12 protein-coding genes and 1 tRNA gene are annotated in these 14,670 nt (G+C 56.9%); 4 read left to right on the top strand and 9 right to left on the bottom strand.

What is annotated here, in order from left to right:
* Positions 1-45: 45 nt before the first annotated feature.
* The 3 genes from GOW16_RS00365 to GOW16_RS00375 form a co-directional block, all read right to left on the bottom strand.
* The gene (locus tag GOW16_RS00365; protein WP_170409164.1) at positions 46-2,238 is read right to left on the bottom strand and encodes a hypothetical protein; all 2,193 of its coding nucleotides are present in this window, start codon (positions 2,236-2,238) and stop codon (positions 46-48) included.
* Between the two features lie 397 nt (positions 2,239-2,635).
* Positions 2,636-3,460, bottom strand: coding sequence for a TauD/TfdA dioxygenase family protein (locus GOW16_RS00370; protein WP_170409166.1), 825 nt, complete (start codon positions 3,458-3,460; stop codon positions 2,636-2,638).
* A 114-nt stretch (positions 3,461-3,574) separates the two neighbouring features.
* On the bottom strand, positions 3,575-4,375 hold the full coding sequence (locus tag GOW16_RS00375) for a 1-acyl-sn-glycerol-3-phosphate acyltransferase (RefSeq protein ID WP_170409168.1): 801 nt from the start codon (positions 4,373-4,375) through the stop codon (positions 3,575-3,577).
* A 263-nt stretch (positions 4,376-4,638) separates the two neighbouring features.
* Between GOW16_RS00375 and GOW16_RS00380 the strand changes: the two genes are divergently transcribed.
* Positions 4,639-5,475, top strand: a complete 837-nt coding sequence (locus GOW16_RS00380) for a fructosamine kinase family protein (RefSeq protein WP_170409170.1) — start codon at positions 4,639-4,641, stop codon at positions 5,473-5,475.
* 52 nt (positions 5,476-5,527) lie between these two features.
* Here the strand turns inward: GOW16_RS00380 and GOW16_RS00385 are convergent, their stop codons facing one another.
* The 6 genes from GOW16_RS00385 to GOW16_RS00410 form a co-directional block, all read right to left on the bottom strand.
* A complete protein-coding gene (locus GOW16_RS00385) occupies positions 5,528-6,283 on the bottom strand; it encodes an ABC transporter ATP-binding protein (protein ID WP_170409173.1) in 756 nt (251 codons plus the stop codon).
* A gap of 9 nt (positions 6,284-6,292) precedes the next feature.
* Positions 6,293-7,051 carry an ABC transporter ATP-binding protein gene (locus GOW16_RS00390; RefSeq protein WP_170409175.1) on the bottom strand — a complete coding sequence of 253 codons (759 nt, stop codon included), beginning with the start codon at positions 7,049-7,051 and terminating at the stop codon, positions 6,293-6,295.
* Between the two features lie 10 nt (positions 7,052-7,061).
* Entirely contained in the window at positions 7,062-8,267 is a 1,206-nt protein-coding gene (locus GOW16_RS00395; protein WP_170409177.1) for a branched-chain amino acid ABC transporter permease, read from the bottom strand.
* 3 nt (positions 8,268-8,270) lie between these two features.
* Positions 8,271-9,302 (bottom strand): branched-chain amino acid ABC transporter permease, encoded by a 1,032-nt coding sequence (locus GOW16_RS00400; RefSeq protein WP_170409179.1) that lies wholly within the window; start codon positions 9,300-9,302, stop codon positions 8,271-8,273.
* A 113-nt stretch (positions 9,303-9,415) separates the two neighbouring features.
* Positions 9,416-10,762 carry a substrate-binding protein gene (locus GOW16_RS00405; protein WP_170409181.1) on the bottom strand — a complete coding sequence of 449 codons (1,347 nt, stop codon included), beginning with the start codon at positions 10,760-10,762 and terminating at the stop codon, positions 9,416-9,418.
* Positions 10,763-11,344: 582 nt separating this feature from the next.
* A tRNA-Ser gene (locus tag GOW16_RS00410) sits at positions 11,345-11,434 on the bottom strand.
* Between the two features lie 202 nt (positions 11,435-11,636).
* Between GOW16_RS00410 and GOW16_RS00415 the strand changes: the two genes are divergently transcribed.
* Genes GOW16_RS00415 through tmk form a run of 3 tightly spaced genes read left to right on the top strand, consistent with a single transcriptional unit; the run spans position 11,637 to position 14,663 of the window.
* Entirely contained in the window at positions 11,637-12,857 is a 1,221-nt protein-coding gene (locus GOW16_RS00415) for an SPOR domain-containing protein (RefSeq protein WP_170409183.1), read from the top strand.
* Positions 12,858-12,873: 16 nt separating this feature from the next.
* Positions 12,874-14,040, top strand: coding sequence for a D-alanyl-D-alanine carboxypeptidase family protein (locus GOW16_RS00420; RefSeq protein ID WP_170409184.1), 1,167 nt, complete (start codon positions 12,874-12,876; stop codon positions 14,038-14,040).
* Positions 14,037-14,663: a dTMP kinase gene (tmk, locus tag GOW16_RS00425; RefSeq protein ID WP_170409186.1), complete on the top strand. Its 627-nt coding sequence runs from the start codon at positions 14,037-14,039 to the stop codon at positions 14,661-14,663. The genes GOW16_RS00420 and tmk overlap by 4 nt, the downstream gene beginning before the upstream one ends.
* The last annotated feature ends 7 nt before the right edge of the window (positions 14,664-14,670 follow it).

The raw sequence follows: 14,670 nt of genomic DNA on the forward strand, positions 1-14,670 counted from the left end.
TACACAAAATTGAATCAGTCCTTCTTAGTATAGCTCAAAATACCGTCATTGGGTGGTCGCTTTTTTTAGTTTGCTCAGAACCTGACTTCTGAGTCGATTTACGCGGCTGGGAGCCTGGGCTCTGACCGTACTGCGCGGGGCGGTCCGCTTGACCCGGGCAACGCCGGAGCCTTCCCCTGATAGCCATAACTCTATGATACCGCTTGGAGTTTTGACATTGGCACCGGTGAAATCACGCAACAATGCCCCGGCGTCTTTGGCAAGGGCGGCGGCCCTTTCCTCGTCCTGCTTGTGATAGAAGCGAACGTTTGACTGGGTGATCCCGAAACCCACGCGCGCCTGCCCGCTCAGCTCATGCCCCGTTGACGTCAGGTTCGTCACAACAGAATCAACAACGCCCTGCGGCACGTTGGATGGCGCATAAAGCCGGAAGGCCACAACCGTATTTGCCGGAGCAGGCGCTGGTTCCGATGGGGTGATCGCATCACCCGGCAATGCTGTTCGTTCAATCGGTTTTGATGGCGCGGACGCCTCTTGCAGCAAGGGTGCCAAGGACACTACGGCATCCAACGGAATTGGTACTCGAGGCGCGTTCGGCGTCTCCAGCGAGCCAGGCGCTGCCGAAAGCCTTGGTGCATCCAACGCAGACAATGTCTCGGAAGGGGCCGGCGTGGCCAGTGGTGCCGGCGCATCAGATAGCTCAGGCGCAACACGTAGTGCCGCCAGTTCTACCGGCTCAGGCAGAGGCTCGGATGGCACTGTTGTCACGACCTCGGCAGCACGCCCTGAGTCCTCTGGCTGCGTGGCCGGGTCTAATGCGACCGTGCTCAACTCGCTTGCGTCTGGTTCAGGTAACACGCGCAATTCCGGCGGCTGTTCGATTTCAAATGAGGCCACGACGTCCGGCAGGAAAAGCATCGGATCATTTGCCAGATTGATCACGAGGTCCAATTCCGGCTGATAAGAACCTACTTGTTCTGGCCCTGTCTCGACGATATCCAAGGGCACTTGCGACGCTGCATAGCTCAAGGCGTCAGGTTGGACCGGAACCACCGGAGAAGGAATTGCCGTCAAAGTAGCTGTTGCTGTTCTGGTTGCACCTTCCGAGAATTCTTCAAGCGCTGCCTCTGTCACAGTTGTTTCAACAAAAGCGACGGACGTGCTGAAAATCTCGGGAGAGGTTTGAAGCCCGACGAAACCCAGATTCACCTCTGGCCGGGGTCGATAGCTGAGCAGGGTTATCGGAAGTGGCGGCTGAATAAGGGTTGGCACAAAGGACAAAACACTGGGAGCCGAGCTTGAAAGCTCTGGCTCAGCACCGGCAGGTTCCGACTGGGGAAGCGACAGTGACGCCAAGTCTTCCGAACCGTCAGTGTCGCCACCCGGCGAAGGCGTATCCGATGACGTATCGAACACAGTCGCGGACCTTACCGTCAGATCCTCTGTTCCGCTTGCAATGCCTGCAGTCGGCGCAAGGTTCTCGGTCATCTCAACGTCTTGTTGTGCAACCGCACTCGGTGCCACGGCTTCTTGACTTGTCTGATCCGCATTTTCGGTCGGACCAGACCCGTTCAATCCGGACAAGATCAAAAAAATCGAGGACGATGCAGCCACACCGATGCCGCACCCTGCGGCGACCAGACCCAACCGCGTCTTGCGACGAGATCGTTTCTGATCCTCAATCCTTTCAATTAGATTCTTGCGTAGACGGTCCGCGACCTCATCTTCGGACAGCTTCAGGCTGGGCTCTGAGTTAGGCAGATCCTCAGAAACACTGTCGGGATTGATCCCCGGCACGGGCGCGTCATTGGGCGGCGCAGCGCTGGTATCACCATGTTTTTCGTGTGCAACGTTATCGGTCGCACCGCTGTCATTGTTGACGGTTTTTCCGCCTGCACCGCTTGCAGTTGTTCCTTGAGCCGACTCACCGGATTGGCGAGTATTGGGTGCTTGAGCCGGTTTACCAGCAGATCCCGGCTGCCCGGCGGCCACATTCTGCGCGCTTGCTGGTTGCGAACCTGCGGTTGAGTTCTGAGTTTTGTTGCTGTCCGGGGAAGACGGTTGCGCTGCACCGCCGTTCGCCTTGCCAGCCGCGGGGTTGCTTTCCTGCTGAATCCGAGCTTTTTCAAGCACCTCCTGCCATTCAGGAGATTGCACAAAGTCATAAATACCCGACACTTTGTTAGCGTCATTCTTGGCAACTTGTGGGCGAGCTTTTGGATCGCTGGCCTTTGTCATCAATACCCCCGAACTGGCCGCCGGAACATGCTCTTCGCTGTCACAACTCGGGCAAACCAAATACACTCGTGAACATCAAAAATTCAAAAATAAATGCACAAACCAGTATAAAAAATTGACCGCTGGAAGACAAGTAATCCAGTGTTCGGTGTAAAACTTTTACGTATTTCGAAGGGGAGGAATGCGTATTTGCAGCCCCCTACTTACGCTCGGATCGATGATCAACGCCGCCGATCAAAAGATCGGGCAAGCTGTGGCCCTGTATCAGGAAACCTGCGGAAACCGAGTTGAATTGGGCGCGGTTGAAATAGCACCATACGCTTAAAAATGATCGCTGACGGCTGGCCGACATTACGATTTGGATTAGGCTGATGAATGCCGAATAGGCCCCGCTGCGCTACGGAGACAGCGCAACACCTTCCACTGTAACCCGATGCATGAGACGCCGAAAACCGTGGTAGTCGTTGATCGCCTTGTGCCACGTGGCTCGGTTATCCCAAATGGCGACGTCCCCTGCCCGCCAACGTAAACGGCACTGGAATTCTGGTTGCTTGCAGTGATCGTAAATCATCCCCAGCACCGCAGCGGATTCTTCACTGCTGAGGCCCTTGATTTCCGTGGTGAATACGGGATTGACGAACAACCCACGCCGACCGCTGAGCGGATGCGTTATGACCACGGGATGCACGGCGTCTTGCGTGGCTGCATGGGCATTGCCCAACCGGCCGCTTTTGGCCGCTTCTGTGTCCAGCGTATCGGTGCCAAATACATGGCGCGAGGAATGCACGGCCCACAATCCGTCAAGAAAACCGCGCATCTTGGACGACAGGGCCTCATAGGCCGAAGCCATCGACACAAACAGTGTATCGCCCCCGTATGGCGGAATGTCCAATGAATGGAGGATCGAGCCCATGGCCGGTTCCTGATCGTAGGAGTGGTCCGTGTGCCAGCCTTCGCCAACAGCTTCCTTCTGGTCCTTTTCCTTCAGAACTGTCGCGATTTCGGGATGTCCTTCCACGGGCTTGAAAAATCGGTTTACGTTGATCGAGCCAAACCGGCGTGCAAACGCCAAATGCTCTTCCGGGCTGATGCTTTGATTTCTTAGGACAATAACAGAATATTCTGCAAAGGCGGATCGGATCTCTTCGAATTGATCCTCGCACCGAATATCAGCCCCAAGGATCTCTGCCCCCAATCCTCCGGTAAGTGGTTTTATGTCCATGCGTCGTCCCCCTTTGTCACCAATCCTATTTGATGGCCCCGTCCTTTCAAAACAACCAGGTTGCCCCCCAATGGCTATGGTAGATTACCTGAGAAACCACCCGCCGGGCATGATCTAGGCATGGTAAAGCCCGGGCACCAATCCCTCTGCCAGGCTTTTCAGGGTTTTCGGCGCAGTTCCTGCAGGCTGCGGGGGGCCGTAATACACATCATAAGTTCCACCCAGTTTGGCAATCAGTTCCGAAACGTATCGCAGCGAGGACACCCTGCGCCCGACCTCGTCGTTACCACCGCTTAACAACGCCGCCAAACGCCGTGTCCGATAGTAATGCCGGGAGTTGCGCATATCGGCAGAGGCAGGAACAACAGGCGCGCCCATGTCGGCAGAGGCGCGCGTCACCCCTGTGCGCCAAGGCGGTTCGATCAAACGCCCGTTTTTCATAATGGGCACCCGCCCCGATCCAAAAACAACAAGCGCACCACCGGCTTGCAGATGCTTCAGCATGCCCGCTCGGGTTTGCCGCGCGGTCAGGACCTTGTCCTTTCGGTCCAAATCCACCGGAACGATCAGGTCGCGTCCAAGAAACCGTTCAGTTTCGCGCCCGGCGACAACCCTCAAATCGGGCCGGTGGTCGAGCAAAGCGCCAGCATGGGCCAGAAAATCAAATGTGCCGATGGGATGTGTGGAACCGATGACGACAGGACCGTTGGCGGGAACATTCTCAAGCCCATGAGCGTTGATCGTGGTCCCACCGTTCATCGCCAGGACGGCTCGGATCAGTTCGTGTCCGGTTCGCCCATCAAGCTTTCGCAGAATTTGTTCGGTCTCTCGCAGGGCAAAGAATGCCTGACCAGTAAAGGCGCGGCTGACAACATCGACGCCTTGCATCGTGCGCCGCAGGCCTGCGAGCTTCATATCTGACCCAACTGGTATTCGCAGGCGCGCGCGCAGCAAGTCGTCCAGTGGATTGTCTGTGTTTTTGACCAAAGCGTGCCTAAACCGTTTCGGGATGTTGGCTGAGACGCTAGCACGCATTTTGCATGGCTGCACCCGGTCGCAGACCCCAATTTCTGACGGCACACCAAACCAACCTCACTCTTGTATCATCAAATGAAGCCGTTGATCGGCGCGGACAAAAAAGGCACCAATGATTTTAGCAATCTGCGCTCTGAACCGGCATGAACAACCAAAGGTCCGACGGCATTGAAAACCTTTTAGTAAAACACATCTCGCGACTGCTGGATGACAGTGTCCTCTCGTGCCATAGATTGCACGGGGGCGGCCTGTCCGAGGTGGTGCGTCTTCTGCTTGGTTCGGGCAAAAACATCGTGGCTAAGTCCGGCCCGTACCCGGAACGCGAAGGGCAAATGCTGAGGGTGCTGGCGGAGGCGGGTGCAAATGTCCCACGGCCAATTGCCAGCAACTCTGACGTTCTTGTGCTTGAGGATCTCGGCCCCGAAGTCCCATCATCCGACGGTATGTGGCAAGATCTGGGGGCGCAACTTCGTGTCCTCCATGCTGAAACCGGCGACCTATACGGCTGGGAAAGCGACTATGCCTTCGGGAACATGCGGATCGACAACGGGTGGAAAAACCGCTGGTCCGAGTTTTGGTTCGAACAACGCCTGGCGGCCGACATCCATGTGCTGCCGCCGGACATCGCACGGCGGTTGGAAAAGCTGCAGCGCCGTATCACCGCACTCTTGCCGGACCGGCCCAGACCCTCGCTACTTCATGGCGACCTATGGTCCGGAAATGTGTACTTCGCGGCGGACGGCAAGGCCTACCTTATTGATCCGGCAAGCTACTACGGACATGCCGAAGTCGATCTGGCAATGCTGACGTTGTTTGGTGCTCCGCCCGGTGCGTTTTGGGACGTCTACGGCCATCTGGGTGAAGGCTGGCAACATCGACGCCATGCCTACCAGCTTTGGCCGGCACTTGTTCATTTCCGCCTGTTCGGAGAGGGATATCGCGCCATGGTCGAGACCCTTTTGGCTGCACTGGACGAGTAACGCCCACGCGCAGCCTTTGGAAGGTGGCGACAATCTGAATCCGCGGACTGCCTTAAATCGCCAAATACTCTTCGCGAAGACTGGTGTTTTCAAGCACCTCGTTCGCCGTCCCATCAAATACGATCGTGCCGGTGTCCAATATGATCGCGCGATCGGCCAACTCCAAAGCGCGGACAGCGTTCTGCTCGACGATGATCGTGGTCATGCCCTGTTGCTTGACGTGCACAAGTGTTTTTTCAATCTCGTCGACAATAACCGGGGCCAGACCTTCGTAAGGCTCGTCCAAAAGCAGGACCTTGATATCTCTGGCAAGGGCTCGGGCGATTGACAGCATCTGTTGTTCGCCACCCGACAATGTAATCCCCTCTTGCTTCCTGCGTTCGCCTAGGCGCGGGAACAACTCATACAGCCGTTCCAGGGACCATCCGACAGGCGGGGCAATCTGGGCAAGCTGGAGGTTTTCCTCAACGGTCAAGCCAGGGATTATTCGTCTGTCTTCCGGTACCAGGCCAAGTCCGACAGCTGCCGCTTCGTAGCTTGTCATATTGTGCAGCGGTTTGTGATCCAGCCAGATTTCACCATGCCTTACTTCGGGGTCACCAACCCGGGCAATCGACCGGAGTGTCGAGGTTTTGCCAGCGCCGTTTCGTCCAAGCAGGGCAAGAATCTCGCCTTCGTGCACGTTAAAGCTGACACCCTGTACGATATAGCTTTCGCCGTAATACGAGTGCATGTCCCATACAGAAAGGAACGCAGGCGCGGTACTGGCCCTATTGGCGTTTTTCGAAAAGTCAGGTTTTTCGTTCATAGCTTTTCCTTACGCAGCAGTCTCGCCCAAATAGGCCTCGCGGACCTTGGGATTACCGCGGATGTTTTCCGGAGTGTCTTCGACCAATGGTGTCCCCTGCGCCAATACGGTGATCCGTTCGGCCAGGCTGAAAACGACGTGCATATCATGCTCGATAATGGCGATGGTAATGTCGCGTTCATCTTTGATCTGTTTGAGCAAGTCGATCGTGTTGTTGGTATCAGCCCGCGCCATGCCTGCCGTCGGTTCATCCAGCAGCAGCAAGCGTGGGTTCTGGCTGAGACACATGCCGATCTCAAGTCGCCGTTTGTCGCCGCGCGACAGAGAGGCCGCGTTCATCTCGCGCTTGTCGGCCATGTTCATTTCTTCCAACATGGCTTCGGCTTGTTCTACCACCTCACGTTCGTTGGCGATGGTCTCATAGGCGTGCATCCGAAACGCGCCATCCCGCATCGCGAAGATCGGGATCAGCATGTTCTCCATCACCGTCAGCTCACCAAAAATCTCGGGCGTCTGGAACACGCGGCTGATGCCCATCTGGTTGATCTGGAACGGCTCCAGCCCAAGAACTGAGTTGTTGTTGAACAGCACCGACCCCGTATCCGGCATCAGCTTGCCAACCAGACAGTTCAATAGTGTCGACTTTCCGGCGCCGTTGGGACCAATGATGGCGTGAACCGAGTTCTCCTCGACGTTGAGGTTCACATCCGTCAGCGCCTTGAGGCCACCGAAGCGTTTGCTGACGTCTTTGACTCTTAGAATTGCCATTGCTCACCCCTCATTCAGCCGGTTCTGTTTTGCCCGACGGCGCGTCATCGGTATCTTTTTTCTTTCGTTTGAAGCGCTTGAGCAAACGTTGTCCACCTTCGACAAGACCGCCCGGCAGATAGATGACGACCAGCATGAACAATATGCCCAGCGTCAGGTGCCAGCCCTTGCCGATGAACGGGTGGATCAGGAACACCACGGCGTCCTCCAGCCCGTCGGGCAGGAATGCGAACCAGCTATGCAGAACGTTGTCGTTGATCTTCGAGAAGATGTTCTCGAAATACTTGATGAAACCTGCGCCCAGAACCGGTCCGATCAGCGTGCCCGTACCACCAAGGATGGTCATCAAGACGACTTCACCCGAAGCGGTCCATTGCATCCGTTCGGCACCTGCCAGCGGGTCCATCGCGGCCATCAGACCTCCGGCCAGACCGGCATACATGCCCGAGATCACGAAGGCGGCCAAAGTATAAGGCTTGGAGTTCAGGCCGGTATAGTTCATCCGTTGCTGGTTCGACTTCACCGCGCGCAGCATCATGCCAAAGGGCGAGCGGAAGATGCGGATCGCTAGATAGAACACCACCATCATGATCACCGCGCACAAGTAATAGCCTGCGTTAAAGTCGAAACTCCATGCGCCCACATCCATCGTATAGGTCGCCCGCATCGGCAGACCAAACAGATGCGGCAGGTCTGGTGAGTTCGCCCCCTGCAGGATTTGCGGATCGTCCGCATAGACCTGCAGACCGGTTTCGCCATTCGTCAGATTAAACTTGGGGTTCGAGAGCACCGAATAGGCCAACGCAAAGCTCATCTGCGCGAAGGCCAGCGTCAGGATCGAGAAATAGATACCCGAGCGTCGCAGGCTGACAAATCCGATTAGTAGCGAAAACAATCCAGCGACGACGACACTCAACGCGATGGCTGGAATGACATTGTAGCTAAGAAGTTTGAACATCCAAACGGCTGAGTATGACCCCACCCCCAGAAAGGCCGCGTGACCGAAGGACAAGTACCCGGTCAGGCCGAACAGAATGTTGAACCCGATGGCGAAGATGCCAAAAATCACGAACCGCTGCATCAGGTCCGGATAACCCGCGTTGAACTGCGCCATGGCGCTGCCTTCCGGGAACGGGTTTAGGATGAAGGGGGCCAGCAAGGTCAAAAGCGCGACGATGATCAGCAGGCTGGTATCTTTTTTGTTCAGTCCCAACATGGGTTATTCCTCCATCACGCCTTTGCGCCCCATCAGCCCGCGCGGACGCGTCAGCAGCACGATGATGGCGACTAGGTAGATGATGATTTGGTTGATGCCCGGGATCGTGGTCGTGGCCCAGGTGGTCGACGCAAAGCTTTCGAGTATCCCCAGAAGGAACCCGGCTAGAACAGCCCCTGGCAACGACCCCATGCCGCCCACAACAACCACGACGAAGCTCAGGACCAGAAAGTCCATGCCCATGTGATAATTGGGCGGGTTCAACGGCCCGTACATCACCCCGGCGAGACCCGCGACAGCGGCAGCTATGCCAAACATTATGGTAAATCGGCGGTCGATGTTAATGCCCAGAAGGCCCACGGTTTCCCGGTCCGCCATCCCCGCGCGAACAACCATCCCGAAGGTGGTGAACTGCAGGAACGAGAACACTGCCCCGATTATGCCAACGGCAAATCCGAAATAGACCAGCCGCCAGATCGGATAGATGATAGCATTCGGGTCAAACCCAACCATGATGCCCAGATCGACAGACCCGCTCAGCGCATCGGGCGGCGGGGTCTGGATCGGGTTGGCTCCGAAGAAGTACTTGACGATTTCCTGCAGAACGATCGCAAGTCCAAAGGTTACAAGGATCTGATCAGCATGTGGACGCTTGTAGAAATGCTTGATCAGCCCGCGCTCCATCACATACCCGACCAGCAGCATGACCGGGATCGCGAACAGGATGGCCAGAGGGACGGACCAGTCGATGATCGTTGCACCGACTTCGGGGCCGAACCAGTATTCGACATACGGGGTTTCGACCTTCAGCGGATTACCCAGGAAGTCTTTTTGGGTTTCGTCCAGAGTTTCGAAACTCAGGTTCAGCAGTTTTTGCAAAGTGACGGCGCAGAACGCACCGATCATGAACAAGGCCCCATGGGCAAAGTTCACGACGCCGAGCGTCCCGAAGATCAGCGTCAGACCCAGCGCGATCAGCGCATAAGCCGAGCCCTTGTCCAGACCGTTAAGTATTTGCAGTAGGATGGCGTCCATTGGGCCCACCTCAGGGTTGGTCAGTGTGGATTGAGTGGTCGCGACCGGGTCGACAGGCCCGGCCACAAGAAGTCTGACTGCCGGAAACGGCAGTCAGACATGCGCCAAATTGCTTACGCGCCCGGGTTGCACTTACCCAGCTCGCCACCGGCGAACATCGGGTGCTCCGGATCGTACTCGACTTGCGCACGCGGCGTGATCTCGACGATTTCAAGCGTGTCATAGGCGTTGGTCGGGTTCTCGTTGCCCCGCACAACCAGCACGTCCTTGAAGCACTGGTGGTCGGCACCGCGATACCATGTCGGACCGTTGCCCAAGCCGTCGAACTCAAAGTCTTCCAGGGCTTCGACAACGCCGCATGGATTGAACGTACCAGCCCGTTCGACCGCGTCCGCATAAAGCAGAACCTGCGCATAGCAAGTCTGGGCCGAGTTGGACGGCGGCTTGCCGTACTTCTCACCAAAGGATTTAACGAAGGCCTTTGTGCCCTCATCCTGCAACTGCCAGTTCCAGTTCATCGAACCCAGCACACCTTTGATGTTCTCGCCTGCACCGGCGGCCATCAGCTCGGAATAGAGCGGTACGACGATCTTGAAGTCCTTGCCGTTGGCAACCTTATCGAGCAGACCGAACTGGATCGCGTTGGTCAGCGAGTTCACCATGTTACCGCCATAGTGGTTCAGAACCAGAACGTCCGCGCCCGAGTTCAGAACCGGAGCGATGTAGGACGAGAAGTCCGTCGACGCGAGCGGTGTCTTGACCGTGTTGACCGTTTCCCATCCCAAGGCTTCGGTCGAGGCAACGATCGACTCTTCCTGAGTCCAGCCCCAGTTGTAGTCGGCTGTCAGGTGATATGCGCGACGTTCCTTGCCCATCTCAGCCGCCAGCACCGGCGCGAGTGCTGCACCAGACATGTAGGCGTTGAAGAAATGGCGGAACCCGTTGGCTTTCTTATCCTTGCCTGTGGTGTCGTTGGCATGGGTCAGGCCGGCCATAAAGATAACGCCTGCCTCTTGGCAAAGGCCTTGAACCGCAACGGCCACGCCCGAGGACGACCCGCCGTTGATCATGATCGCGCCGTCTTTTTCGATCATCGACTTGGCCGACGCGCGCGCCGCGTCCGATTTGGTCTGGGTATCGCCGGTGACGAACTCGACTTTCTTGCCGAGGATACCGTTCCCTTTCAGCGCTTTCGACGAAAATGTGTTCAGGCAACCTCCGTCGCCTTCGCCGTTCAGATGTTCGACCGCCAGTTGCTGCGCCAGCAATTCGTCATTGCCTTCTTCCGCATAAGGTCCGGTTTGCGGAACATTGAAGCCCAGAGTCACGGATGACCCAGTCGGTTCATTTGTAAAGGCAGCGGCCGACGAAGCCGTAAAGATCGTAGGCAGGGCCAGACCGGAACCTGCTACGGCACCAGACTTCAGCACGCCGCGGCGCGTGACATTTTTGTTAGTCATGTATTCCTCCCATTTCCATTTTTCGTCCTTTGGCTCCTCTTCCAGCAGACGAAAACGCACTTTTGTGCATTCCAATAATGGAAATCGGACTGAAAATTTCTCAATAAATTACCGGTATTGAAACAAAATTTTGTAAATTCATTCACGAAAAACTGGAATTTTTGTAAATAATCAGGGAATCCCCCACGCGCCATGAATGGTTTCAGGCAGTTAAGTGTGAACTTCCATGGCAGCGACCCTTGGACTCAGACCCACCTGCCTCACGTTTCTATTGACACGCAACTGCAGACACATCTCACACCGAGACCTCCGACCTCACGCACCAGTTCCGGCAAACTCGGCCATACAAAAAAGCATGAAGGACATACGAACGAAATCGCAGCGTCAGCCCGATTTTCTTTGGTTTTCTTTGATTTGCCGAAAGTCAGATGATTGCAGTCTAAAGCAGCCTCGCCAAAATCATGCACCCGAGATCAAACCACCAGCGATTTCATCGACAGGAATCCGAATGCAGCCAGCGCTTCAAGCCACTAGAATTACCAGATAATTCTAAATCGGGAAATCAAACGAGACGGTCCTGAGTGGCGGGGAGACAGGGATTCGAACCCTGGGAACGCTCTCACGTTCAACGGTTTTCAAGACCGCCGCATTCGACCACTCTGCCACCTCCCCGCTTGAGGCCGGGTCTAAGGCCATCGCGCAGCGGTGGCAAGTCCAAATAGGGAAATCTTGCCGAAGCACTTGCTGCGGTCTTTCCATGACACTTTGCCCGCGTTATGATCTGCAGGAAAGACCGGAGCAGGCTGGCAATACAGAACCAGCAGTCGGCGGCGGGTCTCGGGAAACGAGGCCCAATCAGGCAAGGGATGACAAAATGAAGCGAGCGACTGAGACACGCGCACATCCGCGAGCGTTAGCGGCTTTGGCCGTTATGTCCGTGGTTTTAGCTGGTTGCGACGAGGCGCTTTCCCCAGACAATGTCTCGGCAGAAGCCGAAAGTTCTGAAACAGAAAATGAAGGCCGGACCGACCTGTTCCCCATACCCGCCGGCAGCCCGAAAGATGACGTCGAAGCCCCCGAGGTTTTTCAGCTGTCTGAGCCCGGGCTATGGGACGGCCGCCCGTCTTTGGGCGGCATATGGGTTGCCCACCCTGATGTGACACAGCCCGAACGTGTGCGCGTCAAAAACCCCAAGAACAACAAAACGATCACTGCAGCGCTATTCCGTCGCGAAAGAAATCTGCCGGGCCCTGAGTTGCAGCTATCCTCTGACGCCGCCGAAAAGCTGGGTATCCTGGCGGGCGCTCCAACGAAAGTTGACGTTGTCGCTCTTCGTCGCAAGGCGCCTGAGCCTGAGCCTGAGCCTGAGCCAGCTGCCGAGGAACCGGAAACCGAAAAGGCCCCTGCCGCGGAATCGCAGACTGCGGCTGCGAATGAACCCAAGGCTGACGTCACCGAAAATGAGGCCGCCGCAACCGAAAAGCCTGCCAAGCTCAAATGGTGGCAGCGCAAAAAGCCCGCTGCTACGGCCGGTGCCGCGACAGCGGCTGCTGTAGCTGCCGAAGCCGCAACCGACACGGCCACCGAGACAGCCGCAGAAACGGCGGCTGAGACGGTTGAAGCGGCTTCCGAAGCAGCGCCATCAGCTTCTCTGGTAGACCCGGAAGTCACTCCACCGGCTGAACAACCTGCCAAGCGGAAATGGTGGCAAAAGAAAAAACCTGATGAAATCACCGAAACGCCGCTTGACCCGATTGCGGGCGCGGCGGCGGCGATTGACGCGGCCGAACCCACACCGGCTGGCGCTGCAGCAGCCACAACCACCAGCGCTTCGGCAGCCACGACGGCTTCGGTATCGTCCTTGTCGAAACCGTTTGTCCAGGTGGGCACATTTGGGGTTGAAGCCAACGCCGACAGTGCTGCCAACAAGATCCGCCGCAATGGGTTGCCCGCCGAGGTGCGAGAACTGACCTCGGACGGCAAACCTGTCTGGAGGGTTCTGGTAGGTCCCGCCACGACCCGCTCGGAACGCAACGCTATGCAGCGTGATATCAAAGATTTGGGCTTTACCGACGCGTTCACCGTCAAAAACTGAAACAAAGGAGGCTCCCATGCTGTCCTCGCTGCGATCATCTGTTTTGACCCTCGGGTTGGCGCTGTTTGCCTTTCCCGCCCACGCCTTCGATACGACAGCCCGCGCGGCCTATGTGATTGACCAGACGACCGGAACGGTTCTGCTGTCCAAGGAAGCGGACCAGCCGCTGCCGCCTGCGTCGATGTCCAAACTGATGACGCTCTATGTCGCGTTTGAAGCGTTGCGTGATGGACGCCTGACCCTGGGTGAAACCCTGCCCGTTTCGGAACACGCCATGAGCTATGGCGGCTCGACCATGTTCCTGAACACACAGGACCGCGTCACAGTCGAGGACCTGTTGCGAGGCATTATCGTTCTGTCCGGCAACGACGCCTGCGTCGTGATTGCCGAGGCGCTCAGCCCCGATGGGACCGAGGCAGGGTTTGCCCGTTACATGACACAACGCGCCAAGCAAATGGGCATGGACAATTCGAACTTCGCCAATTCGAACGGCTGGCCGGCAGCCGGCCACATGATGTCGGTTCACGACCTCGCTGTTCTGGCCAATCGGCTGATCAGCGATTTCCCGGAATATTACCCTCTGTTCGCCGAAGAAGAGTTTGAATTCGATGGCCGTGCGCCGTCGAACAAACGCAACCGCAACCCGTTGCTGAAACTGGGCATCGGGGCAGACGGCTTGAAAACCGGACACACGCAAGAGGCAGGCTATGGCCTTGTCGGTTCGGCCAAACAAGGTGACCGCCGTGTGGTCTTTGTCCTGACCGGGCTCGACAGTACCGCTCGCCGCGCAGAGGAGGCTGAGGCCGTGGTTAACTGGTCGTTTCGCAATTTTGTCGAGAGGACAATTGCCGACGCAGAAACGCCGATAGCCGAAGCTCAGATTTGGATGGGGGCCGAAAAGACCGTTGGGCTCGTACCCGAAGAGGATCTGACCCTGTTGTTCCCAGTTCTCAACGACAAGAACGTCGAAGCCGAGGTCGTCTATGAAGGTCCGATCAACGCGCCTGTCGAAAAGGGGCAAAAATTGGCGGAACTGGTGATCACACCCGAAGGGTTGCCAGAAATCCGCCGTCCTCTGTTTGCCGCCAAGGACGTGCCTGTGGGTGGTTTCGTCGTGCGCATGAAAACCGTAGGTGGAATCGTTCTGGAAGACGTGATCGGCAATCCGCTGGAGGCGATGTGACGAAGGCCGGGTTGTTCCTGACCTTCGAAGGCATTGACGGGTCTGGAAAGTCATCACAAGCGCGCATGCTTGCCGAACACTTGCGTGACCTCGGTCACGATGTGGTCTTGACCCGTGAACCAGGAGGCTCCGATGGTGCCGAAGAAATCCGACGCCTTGTTCTGGAAGGCGATCCAGATCGCTGGTCGGCGGAAACCGAAATCCTGCTGTTCACCGCCGCACGCCGGGACCATCTTGAACGCACGATCAACCCAGCGCTGGCCGAAGGCAAAGTCGTGATTTGCGACAGGTTTGCCGACAGCACCCGCATGTATCAGGGCCTGTCGCGCGGCGATCTGCGGGGCCTGGTGGACCAGTTGCACAATCTGATGATCGGGCGCGAACCCGATCTGACCGTTTTAATCGACATGGACCCCGAAACCGGCCTGTCCCGTGCGAAGGGGCGTCAGGGAACGGAGGAACGGTTCGAGGATTTCGGTCTGGATCTGCAACAACAGATGCGCGCGGGCTTTCTGGCCCTTGCGGACGAGTTTTCCGACCGTTTCCGCGTTATCGACGGCAACCGGGACATGGACAGTGTTGCACAGGATGTGACAGATATCGTTCTGCAAGCATTGCGATAGACGATAG

Source organism: Ruegeria atlantica, from assembly GCF_013033965.1.
Taxonomy (GTDB): domain Bacteria; phylum Pseudomonadota; class Alphaproteobacteria; order Rhodobacterales; family Rhodobacteraceae; genus Ruegeria; species Ruegeria atlantica_D.

What these genes read in the sequence shown, in the direction of transcription:
- GOW16_RS00365 (WP_170409164.1), bottom strand. Translation starts at nt 2,238, where the DNA reads ATGACAAAGGCCAGCGATCCAAAAGCTCGCCCACAAGTTGCCAAGAAT.
- GOW16_RS00370 (WP_170409166.1), bottom strand. Translation starts at nt 3,460, where the DNA reads ATGGACATAAAACCACTTACCGGAGGATTGGGGGCAGAGATCCTTGGG.
- GOW16_RS00375 (WP_170409168.1), bottom strand. Translation starts at nt 4,375, where the DNA reads ATGAAGCTCGCAGGCCTGCGGCGCACGATGCAAGGCGTCGATGTTGTC.
- GOW16_RS00380 (WP_170409170.1), top strand. Translation starts at nt 4,639, where the DNA reads ATGAACAACCAAAGGTCCGACGGCATTGAAAACCTTTTAGTAAAACAC.
- GOW16_RS00385 (WP_170409173.1), bottom strand. Translation starts at nt 6,283, where the DNA reads ATGAACGAAAAACCTGACTTTTCGAAAAACGCCAATAGGGCCAGTACC.
- GOW16_RS00390 (WP_170409175.1), bottom strand. Translation starts at nt 7,051, where the DNA reads ATGGCAATTCTAAGAGTCAAAGACGTCAGCAAACGCTTCGGTGGCCTC.
- GOW16_RS00395 (WP_170409177.1), bottom strand. Translation starts at nt 8,267, where the DNA reads ATGTTGGGACTGAACAAAAAAGATACCAGCCTGCTGATCATCGTCGCG.
- GOW16_RS00400 (WP_170409179.1), bottom strand. Translation starts at nt 9,302, where the DNA reads ATGGACGCCATCCTACTGCAAATACTTAACGGTCTGGACAAGGGCTCG.
- GOW16_RS00405 (WP_170409181.1), bottom strand. Translation starts at nt 10,762, where the DNA reads ATGACTAACAAAAATGTCACGCGCCGCGGCGTGCTGAAGTCTGGTGCC.
- GOW16_RS00415 (WP_170409183.1), top strand. Translation starts at nt 11,637, where the DNA reads ATGAAGCGAGCGACTGAGACACGCGCACATCCGCGAGCGTTAGCGGCT.
- GOW16_RS00420 (WP_170409184.1), top strand. Translation starts at nt 12,874, where the DNA reads ATGCTGTCCTCGCTGCGATCATCTGTTTTGACCCTCGGGTTGGCGCTG.